This window comes from Streptomyces sp. NPDC056169, assembly GCF_042268445.1.
In the GTDB taxonomy this organism is placed as follows: domain Bacteria; phylum Actinomycetota; class Actinomycetes; order Streptomycetales; family Streptomycetaceae; genus Streptomyces.
The window spans coordinates 121729-132623 of sequence record NZ_JBHJUO010000002.1 but is presented as its reverse complement, the minus strand read 5'-3'; the positions used below and the strand labels follow the sequence as shown (position 1 = coordinate 132623).

Here is a 10895-nt window from a genome sequence, read left to right as displayed (position 1 = left end):
CCCGTCATTCCTTTCGGCTGGTGTCGACCAGGCGGAACAGTTCCTCGTCGGAGGCGGAGTCCAGATCGGCCTCCGGGTCTCCGGGCGTGTCCGGCGCACGGTCGCGCCAGCGGTCGATCAGGCGTTCCAGGTGTGTGGTGATCTGCGACCTGTCCTCGTCGGCAAGGGCGAGTTCGGCCAGGAAGACGTCGAGTTCGTCGACCTTGGCCCGTGCCGCCACGTGCGGGTGCGGGACGAGACGGTCGAGCAGGAACGTGGCGAGGGCGTGGGGCGTGGGGTGGTCGAACACGACCGTCGCGGGGAGCCGTTCACCGGCGACCTCGGAGAGGCGGTTGCGCAGCTCGACGGCGGTCAGCGAGTCGAACCCGAGGTCCTGGAAGGGCTGGTCCTGGCCGATCGCGGCCGGATCGTCGTGCCCGAGCACCTGGGCGACCTGGTCGCGTACGTGGCCGATCAGGAACGCGGTCCGCTGGGCCCCCGTGAGCGGCCGCAACCGCTCGGCGAACGAACCCCCGGCATCGGGCACCGCTGTCTCGCGGCGCCGTGCCGTGCGGACGAGATCCCGCAGGACGACGGGCACCTCACCGCGCGCGACCCCGAGTACCGCCGACGCGGCGACGGCGGGCCGGCCCGTCGCACGCGCGGCGTCGAGCAGCGCCGTACCCACGGCGGTACTGATCGGGCCCAGCCCGTTCCGCGTGAGCCGGGACCGGTCCGTGTCGGAGAGGTGTCGGGTCATGCCGCTTGTATCGGCCCAGAGTCCCCAGGCGATGGAGGTGGCGGGTTGGTGGTGGGTGGTGCGGTGTTGGGCGAGGGCGTCGAGGAAGGAGTTGGCGGCGGCGTAGTTGGCTTGGCCGGGGGTGCCGAGGACTCCTGCGACGGAGGAGTAGAGGACGAAGGCGGTGAGGTTGAGGTGTTGGGTTTGGTGGTGGAGGTTCCAGGCGGCGTCGACTTTGGGGCGGAGGACGTCGTGGAGTTGGGTGGGGGTCATGGTGGTGATGACGCTGTCGTCGAGGGTGCCTGCGGTGTGGATGATGGCGGTGAGGGGGGTGTGGGTGGGGATGGTGGTGAGGAGGTCGGCGAGTTGAGAGGGGTCGGTGGTGTCGCAGGCGGTGATGGTGATGTGGGCGCCTGCTCGGGTGAGTTCGGTGTGGAGTTCGGTGGCTCCTTCGGCGTGGGGTCCGCGCCTGCTAGTGAGGAGGAGGTGGCGGATGCCGTGATGGTGGACGAGGTGTCGGGCTGTGGCGGCGCCGAGTGAGCCGGTGCCTCCGGTGATCAGGACGGTGCCCTCCGTGGTCCAGGGGGCAGCACCATCCGGCACCGGCACCGGCAGAGGGACGAGACGAGGCCGAAGCAGGCGCCCGCCGCGCACGGCCACCTGGTGCTCATCGGAGGACAGGACCGACGCGAGGTCCGTCTCAGTGCCCTTCTCTCCATCGAGGAGGACGATGCGTCCGGGATGCTCGGACTGCGCCGAACGCACCAGCCCCCACACCGTGGCGGTGACCAAGTCCGGTGACTCCGCCGGCTCCACGGCCACAGCACCGGTGGTACGTACGACGAGCCGGGTCCCCTCCAGGTGCGGCGCGGCGAGCCAGCGCCGCAACAGATCGAGGACCTGAGCGGTGGCGGCACGCACTACGGTCGGCACGTCCGCGGGAGCGCCGGATCCGGACGCTTCCTCGTCGTCCCCTGTGTGCGAAACGTCCCCCGCGTCCAGGACGACCACGCCGTCGAGCGGCTCGGTCGAGACCAGGGCGTCCGCCAGCGGGGTCACGACGACCGAGGCGGCGGTGGTCGGAACAGATAGGGCCGACCAGGTGAGCTCCAGCAACGCCCCCTCGGACTGCCCGCCGGGCGCGGAGAGTTGCTCCACCGCGACGGGACGCGCCGTCACCGATTCGACGGTCAGCACAGGCGCGCCCGTGATGTCGGCCGCCTGGAGGGACACCCCGTCGTCGCCCGCAGGAGCGAGCCGGACCCGGAGGCGGGTGGCCCCGGCTGTGTCCAGACGGACTCCGCTCCACGCGAAGGGCAACTGGACGCCGCCGTCGGCGAGTACGTCGTGGGCACGCGGGTGCAACGCGGCATCGAGCAGCGCCGGATGGATACCGAAGCCGTCGGCCTCGGCAGCCTCAGGCAGCGCGACCTCGGCGAAGAGCTCGTCACCCCTGCGCCAGAACGCCTCCACCCCCTGGAACACGGGGCCGTAGAGGAGACCGGACTCCGCGAGCGCGGTGTAGAGCTGATCGGGGTCCTGGGCGGTGGCTCCGGCGGGCGGCCATTGTGTGAACGTGTCGGCGGGGGGAGGGGGTTCGGTGCCGAGGACGCCGGTGGCGTGTCGTGTCCAGGTGGTGTCTTCGTCGTCGGGGCGTGAGTGGATGCTGATCGACCGTACGCCTGCGTCGTCGGTGCCGATGTGGACCTGGAGGCGTACGGATTCGTCCTCGTTGATGACGAGGGGTCGCTCGATCACCAGTTCCTGGAGGGTGGTCGCTCCGCTCTGGCCGGCGGCGTACAGAGCGACTTCGATCCAGGCTGAGCCGGGGACGACGACGGAGCCGAGGACGAGGTGGTCGGTCAACCAGGGGTGTGTCGCTGTGGAGAGGCGGCCCGACAGGACGAGGCTGCCGCTGTCGGCGACGTCGACGACCGAGGCGAGGAGGGGATGACCCGTGCCGGACCCTGAACGATCCCCGGGGGTCGGGGCGTTGAGCCAGTAGCGCTGGCGTTGGAAGGGGTAGGTGGGGAGGTCGGTGAGGGTGGTCCGGTTGGCGAAGACGGTCTGCCAGTCGGGGGTGGTGCCGGTGCCGGCGAGGTGGAGTTGGCCGAGGGCGGTGAGGGTGGTGTGGGCTTCCGGCTGTCCGGCCCTGAGGGTGGGGAGGACGAGGGGTCCTTCGTGGCCGGTGGCGTCCAGGATTTGTTGGGTCTGGGCGACGAGTACGCCGCTGGGGCCGATCTCGATGTATCCGCCGATGTGTTGGTCGGCGAGGTGCGCGATGGCGTCATGGAATCGGACGGTGTTGCGGACGTGTCGGACCCAGTAGCCGGGGTCGGTGAGGGTGTCCGATTCGACGGGGAGCCCGGTGACGGTCGACACGATCGGTATCGAGGGCTCGTGGAAGGTGAGTCCTTCCACGATGCCGGCGAAGTCGTCGAGCATCGGTTCCATGAGCGGTGAGTGGAAGGCGTGGCTCACGGTCAGTCGCTTGACCCGGTGGCCGGTGTTCTCGAAGTGGGTGGTGACGCGTTCGGCGGCGGTGTGTGTGCCGGAGATGACGACGGAGGTGGGTCCGTTGACGGCGGCGATTCCGACGGCGTCGTCGAGCAGAGGGATGACGTCCGCTTCTGCCGCTTCAATGGCCGCCATGACACCTCCCTCTGGCAGTGCCTGCATGAGCCGGCCTCGGGCGGCGACCAGGCGGGCCGCGTCCTCCAGGGAGAACACTCCGGCTATGTGGGCGGCGGCGATCTCGCCGATGGAGTGGCCGACGAGCCAGTCCGGTCGTGTGCCCCAGGATTCGAGGAGCCGGTAGAGGCCGATCTCGATGGCGAAGAGGGTTGTCTGCGTGTAGACGGTCTGGTTGAGCAGGTCGGGGTTGGTGTCTCCGAGGAGGACGTCGCGGACCGGGTGGTCGACGTGTCCGGTGAGTTCCTTGTCGATGGCGGTCAGGGCGTCGTCGACGGCCGTGGCGAACACCGGATAGGTCGCGTACAACTCCTGCCCCATTCCGAAGCGTTGTCCGCCTTGGCCGGCGAACAGCATCGCCACCCCGCTGCCGGCGGGGCCGACGAGCGGCGTGTGGCCGTCGGTGATCTCGGCGAGGGCCGAGAGGAGTTCCTCGCGGTCGGCGCCGACGGCGACGGCACCTCGTTCGAAGCGGCTGCGTGCGGTGGCGAGTGTCAACCCAGCACCTGCCAGGTCGAGTTCGGGTGACTTCCCGACCCATTCCGTCAGCCGGGCGGCCTGCTCCCGTACCGCTTCGTCCGTCCGTCCCGACAGCACCCACGGCACCACCGCACCGGAAGGCGCCGGCGTCGGCAGGTCCACCTCCGGTGCCTGCTCCACGATCACGTGGGCGTTCGTCCCGCTGATGCCGAAGGAGGAGACGCCCGCTCGGCGCAACCTTCCCGTGTCGGGCCAGGTGCGGTTCTCCGTGAGGAGTTCGACCGCTCCGCTGTCCCATTCCACGTGGGGGCTGGGCTCGTCCACGTGCAAGGTCTTCGGTACGACGCCACGGCGCAGCGCCTCGACCATTTTGATCACGCCGCCCACGCCTGCGGCGGCCTGGGTGTGGCCGATGTTGGACTTCAGTGAGCCCACCAGTACCGGCTGGTCCTCGGGGCGGTCCTGGCCGTACGTCGCCAGGAGGGCTTGGGCTTCGATCGGGTCGCCGAGTGTCGTGCCGGTGCCGTGTGCTTCGACGACGTCGATGTCTGCGGCCGTCAGGCCGGCGTTGGCGAGGGCTCGGCGGATGACGCGTTCCTGGGCGGGTCCGTTGGGTGCGGTGAGGCCGTTGCTCGCGCCGTCTTGGTTGACGGCGCTGCCCCGGAGCACCGCGAGTACGCGATGGCCGTTGCGCTGCGCGTCGGAGAGCCGCTCCAGGAGCAGCACCCCCACACCCTCGGACAGGATGGTGCCGTCGGCTCCGGCCGCGAACGCCTTGCAGCGGCCGTCGGCGGAGAGGCCGCGCTGGCGGCTGAACTCCTGAAGGGTCTCGGGGGTGGACATGACGGTGACACCGCCGGCCAGGGCGAGGTCGCACTCGCCCGAGCGCAGCGACTGACCGGCCATGTGCATGGCCACGAGCGACGACGAGCAGGCCGTGTCCAGCGTGACCGCGGGACCCTCGAATCCGAAGGTGTAGGAGATTCGGCCGGAGACGACACCACCCGCGTTGCTCGTGCCGAGCACCTCGTCGTAGCCGTCCGGGCTGCCGGTGAAGCGGGCGCTGTAGTCACGGTGCATGGAGCCCGCGAACACACCGGTGTTGCTGCCCCGTAGCGAGGCCGGGTCGATGCCCGCCCGCTCCATCGCCTCCCACACGGTCTCCAGGAGCAGCCGCTGCTGCGGGTCGACGACCGTCGCCTCGCGGGGCGAGATCCCGAAGAACGACGGGTCGAACTCCGCGGCGTCGTGCAGGAACCCGCCGCGGAAGATGGCGACGGCCTCCGGGCTCGCGGGGTCGTCGCGCAGTCTGCCGAGGTCCCAGCCGCGGTCGCCCGGCAGGTCCGATAGGGCTTCCGTACCGGATTCGAGCAGCTGCCACAGCTCTTCCGGGGTGCGTACGTCTCCGGGGAAGCGGCAGGCCATGCCGACGATCGCGAGGGGTTCGTCGGTCGCCGTGGCCGGGGCGGCCTCGATCGTCCTGGTCTCGCCGAGCCCCAGCCTGGCCCCCAGGAACAGGGCGAGCGCTTCGGGGGTGGGGTGGTCGAAGACGAGCGTGGCGGGCAGCCGGGTGCCGGTGGCCTTGGTCAGCCGGTTGCGCAGTTCGACCGAGGTGAGGGAGTCGAAGCCGAGGTCCCGGAACGCCTGCCCGATCGGGACGGCCGCCGCGTCGGTGTGCCCGAGGACGTGGGCGACCTGCTCGCGTACGACGGTGAGGAGGGCTTCCCGCTGCTCGGCCGGCGGCCGTCGGAGCAGCCGGTCGGCGAGCGGGCCCGCGTCGGAGGCGCCACCGGTGGCCCGTCGGCGCGTACTGCGGACGAGGCCGCGGAACAGGGCCGGCACGGGGTCGGCGGCGCGCAGCGCCTCCCGGTCGAGGGGGGTGATCGCGACGACCGGCCGCCCGAGGGCCAGCGCGGCGTCGAAGGCCGCCATGCCCGCCTTGCCGTCGATCGGGGCGAGGCCCGTGCGGGTGAGGCGCCGGTGGTCGAGGTCGGAGAGCTGACCGGTCATGGCGCTGGCGTCGGCCCACAGGCCCCAGGCGAGGGAGACCGCGGGCAGGCCCAGCTCGGTACGGTGCCGTGCCAGGGCGTCCAGGAAGGAGTTGGCCGCGGCGTAGTTGGCCTGCCCGGGTCCTCCGATCAGGCCCGACAGCGACGAGTAGAGGACGAAGGCCGACAGGTCGAGGTCCCGGGTGAGCTCGTGCAGGTGCCAGGCGGCGTCGGCCTTCGGACGCAGGACCGCTTCGGTCATGGCCTCGGTCAGGGACGTCACCAGGCCGTCGTCCAGGACACCCGCCGTGTGGACGACGGCGGTGAGCGGGTGCTCGGTGGGGATGCTCGCGAGGAGCGCGGCGACGGCGTCGCGGTCGCCGACGTCGCAGGCCGCCACCGTCACGCTCGCGCCCAGCTCCTCCAGCTCCGCCACCAGTTCGGGGGCGCCCGCCGCGGCGATGCCGCGCCGGCTCGTCAGCAGCAGGTGACGGACCCCGTGCACGGTCACCAGATGCCGCGCCGCGAGGGTGGCGAGCGTCCCGGTGCCGCCCGTGACGAGGACCGTGCCGTCCGCCCGCCAGCGCGTGGGATCGGATGTGGGCTCGGAGGCCGGCGCAGGCGTGGGATCGCCGGGGGGCGCGAAGCGTGCGAGACGTGGCACCAGGACCTCGTCGGACCGGAGCGCGAGCTGCGGTTCGCCGAGCGCGAGAGCCGCCGGCACCAGCGTGGTGAGGTTCGTCGGCGGCCCGGCCTCGGACACGGCGTCGACGAGCACGATCCGGCCGGGGTGCTCCGACTGCGCGGACCGCACGAGGCCCCAGACGGCGGAGGCGGCCGGATCGGCGTCGAGGTGTCCGTGGGTGACCACGGCCAGGGTCGACTCGGCGCAGAGCTCTTCGGTCAGCCAGCGTCGCAGGACGTCGAGGACCCGGTGGACGGCCGTGCGGGTGGCGGAAAGCGGTTCGCCCGGCGTGGCCGGCACGTCCAGGACGACGACGCCGTCGCCCGGTTCGGCGCCGTTCAGGACGTCGTCCGCCGCGAAGAGCGTGGCCGTCTCGGCCGCGGTCAGGGTCGTGGCGGTCCACGACTCCTCGTACAGCGTCTCCTGGCCGGGGGCGCGGGCGGCGGTGGCGAGTTGGTCGGGGGCGATGGGGCGGGTGGTGAGGGCGTCGATGGTGAGGACGGGTTGGCCGGTGGGGTCGGTGGCGTGGAGGTTGACGGTGTTGTCGCCGGTGGGGGTGAGGCGTACGCGGAGGGTGGTGGCTCCGGTCGCGTGGAGCCGGACACCGCTCCAGGCGAAGGGCAGCCGGACCGCGCCGTCCGAGAAGGCCTCGTGGGCGTAGGTGTGCAGGGCCGCGTCGACCAGCGCGGGATGAATGCCGAAGCCGGTGGTCGCCTCCTCGCCCAGGACGACCTCCGCGTAGAGCGCGTCGCCGGCACGCCACGCGGCGCGGACTCCCTGGAACAGGGGGCCGTAGGTCAGGCCGAGGTCGGCGAGGGTGTCGTACATCGCGGCGGGGTCCAGCTCGCTCGCCCGCTCCGGCGGCCAGACGAACGGCTCGTGCGAGCCCGCGCCGGTAGCCGCGCCCGTACCCGTACCCGTACCGGTACTCGTACCCGTGCCCGTGCCCGTGCCCGTACCCGTACTCGTACTCGTACTCGTGCCCATCCCCAGCGTTCCCGTGGCGTGGAGGGTCCACTCGGCGGGGTCCTGATCGGCCTGGCTGTGCACGGCGATCGTGCGGGTGCCGTCACTCTCGGCGCCGACGGACACCTGGAGCCGGCGAGGCCGGTCCGGCGTGAGGACGAGGGGTGCCTCGATGACCAGTTCGTCGAGGACCGACGCCCCGACGTGGTCACCGGCGTGGACGGCGAGCTCGACCAGGGCGGCGCCCGGAACGAGGACCGTGCCGAAGACCTGATGGTCGTCCAGCCAGGAATCGGCCGTCAGCGAGACGCGGCCGGTGAAAAGGACGGTGTCGCTGTCGGCCGCGTGCACGACCGCACCGAGCAGGGGATGGCCGGTGACGGCGAGCCCCAGCTGCGTGGGGTCGGCCGAGGCGACCGGATCCAGCCAGTGGCGGCGACGCTGGAAGGCGTACGTGGGCAGGTCCACGCGGCGGGGCCGGTCGCCGAAGACCGTCGACCAGTCCGGGGTCAGACCGTGGGTGTACGACTCGCCGACAGCGGCCAGGAACCGTCCGAGGCCGCCGTTGTGGCGGCGCAGCGTGCCGAAGGCCGCCGCATCGGGGGCGTGTTCGGCGAGCGTGTCCTGGATGCCGGAGGTGAGGACGGGGTGGGGGCTGATCTCGATGAAGACGCGGGATCCGCTGTCGGCGATGGTGCGGGTGGTGTCGTGGAAGAGGACGGTCTGCCGGAGGTTGCGGTACCAGTACGCGGCGTCCAGCTCCGTGGTGTCGAGGAGGGTGCCGGTGACGGTGGAGTAGAAGGGGGTGGTGGAGGGGCGGGGGGTGATGGTCTTGAGGTCGGTGAGGAGTCGTTCCTCGATGGTGGCGACCTGGGGGCTGTGGGAGGCGTAGTCGACGGGCAGGAGGCGGTGGCGGATGCCCTGGTCTGCGCAGGTGGCGGCGATCAGGGTCAGTGCGTGGGGTTCGCCGGCGAGGACGACGGAGGCGGGGCCGTTGACGACGGCGACGCCGACGCGCTCCGTCGGATCGCGTCCCTCCGTCGTTCCGGCGGCTTCGCCTGTTTGCGCAATGAGTTCTGCGGCTCGGGACGCGGAGGCGGCGATGGACATCATGGCGCCGTGTCCGCTGAGCAGTTCGCCGATGGCCTTGCTGCGCAGGGTCACGACGCGGGCGCCGTCGTCCAGGGAGAGTGCTCCCGCCACCACGGCGGCGGCGATCTCGCCCTGTGAATGCCCCACCACCGCGGCCGGGACCACCCCGTGGAACTCCCACAGCCGCGCCAACGACACCATCACCGCGAACAGCACCGGCTGCACCACGTCGACGCGCTCCAGCAGCTCCGGGTCGGACAGCGCGTCGGTCAGGGACCAGTCCACGAACGGAGCCAAGGCCCGCTCGCACGCGTCGAGAGACTCGGCGAACACGGAGGACGTCGCGGCGAGTTCGGTCGCCATGCCCACCCACTGCGAGCCCTGGCCGGGAAAGACGAACACCGGGCGCGGGTCGGACGCGGGCACCCGGCCCACGTCACGCCGCCCCTCCGCGAGGGCCGCGAGGCCGCTGAGGAGCTCCTCGTGACCGCCCGCCACAGCGGCCCGCCGGTCGAAGTGGGTCCGCGTGTCGGCCAGGGAGAAACCGATGTCCGCGGGACGGAGCGCGGGGTCGGCGGCGAGGGCACCGGTCACGTGCGCGAGGAGCCGTGCCGCCTGGTCCCGAACCGCCTGCTCGGTGCCTCCCGAGAGGACCCACAGGGAGGAAGGGGCGGTCACGTCCGTGTCGTCGGCGACGCCCGCCGCCACGGGGCTGTCACCGGGCTCCGTCTCCTGGTCATCGGCCGCTGCGGGCGGTGCCTGTTCCAGGATGATGTGGGCGTTGGTGCCGCTGATCCCGAACGACGAGACGGCGGCCCGCCGGGGCCGGTCCGTCTCGGGCCACGGCCGTGCCTCGGTGAGTAGGTCCACCGCCCCCTCGGCCCAGTCCACGTGCGGTGTGGGCGCGTCGACGTGGAGGGTGCGCGGCAGGACGCCGTGGCGCATGGCCATGACCGACTTGATGATGCCGCCGACCCCCGCGGCGGCCTGCGTGTGACCGATGTTCGACTTCAGCGAACCGAGGTAGAGCGGCGGCTGGTCCGCGGGACGGTCCTGCCCGTACGTCGAGAGCAGGGCGTGCGCCTCGATCGGATCGCCCAGCGGCGTGCCCGTACCGTGGGCCTCGACGGCGTCCACATCGGCCGGGGTCAGCCGGGCGTCGGCCAGGGCATGTCGGATGACCCGCTGCTGGGAAGGACCGTTGGGCGCGCTGAGCTGGCTGCTCGCGCCGTCCTGGTTCACCGCGCTGCCCCGGATCACGGCGAGCACCCGGTGGCCCCGGCGTTCGGCGTCGGAGAGACGCATCAGGGCGAGCATGCCCACGCCCTCGCTCCAGCTCGTGCCGTCCGCGGACGCGGCGAACGCCTTGCAGCGCCCGTCCGCGGCGAGCCCGCGCTGCCGGCTGAAGTCGATGAAGAAGCCGGGCGTCGAGAGCACCGCGACGCCACCCGCCAGCGCCAGGTCGCACTCCCTGTTGCGCAGGGCTTGTGCGGCGAGATGCACACAGACCAGCGACGACGAGCACGCGGTGTCGACGGTCATCGCAGGACCCTCGAAGCCGAACGTGTACGAGATGCGTCCGGAGGCCACACTGAGCTGATTGCCCGTCACCAGATAGCCGTCGACGGCGTCGAGCGACGGGTTCAGCAGGCTGGGGCCGTACTCCTGGGCCATGATGCCGACGAACACGCCCGTGGCGCTGCCGCGCAGCGGACCGGGCCGGATGCCGGCGTTCTCCAGCACCTCCCAGGCGGATTCGAGGAGGAGCCGCTGCTGCGGGTCCATCGCCTGCGCCTCGCGCGGGGAGATGCCGAAGAACTCCGCGTCGAACTCGTCGGCGTCGTGCACGAACCCGCTCTCGCGCACGTACGACGTGCCCGTGGTGGCGGGGTCGGGGTCGTACAGGGCGTCGAGGTCCCAGCCGCGGTTGGCGGGAAAGCCGGTCACCGCGTCGCGACCCTCGTCCACCAGCCGCCAGAGGTCGTCCGGCGACTGCACGTCACCCGGGTACCGGCAGGCCATGCCGACGATGGCGATGGGCTCGTCCAGTTCGTGCAGGCGAGCACGGGCCTGCTTGAGCTGGACGGTGACCCGGTTCAGGTAGTCACGCAGCTTCTGGTCGTCCGCCACGGAAATCAATCTCCTTGCCAAGTGGGGCGCCGGGTCCGGCAGATCGGGGGCTGGAGTTCCTGACCGCTGAGCGCGATCACGCGGTCCAGCGATCAAGCGATCGGGTGATCGCGCGGTCATGCGGATACGCGGTCCAGGGATCGCG

At 71.8% G+C, this 10895-nt stretch carries 1 protein-coding gene; it reads right to left on the bottom strand.

What is annotated here, in order from left to right:
* Nucleotides 1-4: 4 nt before the first annotated feature.
* A complete protein-coding gene (locus ACFC0G_RS03220) occupies nt 5-10870 on the bottom strand; it encodes an SDR family NAD(P)-dependent oxidoreductase (RefSeq protein WP_376396385.1) in 10866 nt (3621 codons plus the stop codon).
* Nucleotides 10871-10895 lie beyond the last annotated feature (25 nt).